We start from the raw sequence: 266 nt of genomic DNA, 5'->3' as shown, positions 1-266 counted from the left end.
GTGCTCTTATCGATGAACACGTCATCGGTAGGCGCAGGCACGGTCACAGTACCGACGGTCTCGCCAGCTTTGATAGTGATCGACGAGCCGTTATCCAGCTTCAAGGTGACGTCAGTACCGGCCTTGTTGCTCAAGGTCGCGGTGTAGGTGATCTGGCCGCCTTCGTTAACGGCACTTGGCGCTGTCAGCGTAACGGTGGTGGTGTTATCGGTACCCGGTGTGTCCGTAACGGTGGTGTTCACCGCGGTAGTGCCAGGGACCAGATT

Annotated in this window: 1 protein-coding gene; it reads right to left on the bottom strand. The window is 57.9% G+C overall.

Going from position 1 to position 266, the window contains the following annotated elements; genetic code table 11:
- The coding region (locus QK296_RS29015; RefSeq protein ID WP_348775214.1) for an immunoglobulin-like domain-containing protein at positions 1-266 on the bottom strand (266 nt) is incomplete at both ends.

It is taken from the genome of Pseudomonas sp. AL10, from assembly GCF_029960685.1.
In the GTDB taxonomy this organism is placed as follows: domain Bacteria; phylum Pseudomonadota; class Gammaproteobacteria; order Pseudomonadales; family Pseudomonadaceae; genus Aquipseudomonas; species Aquipseudomonas lactis.
Note: the sequence above shows the minus strand (reverse complement) of the source record. Positions and strands in the feature narration are given on the sequence as shown.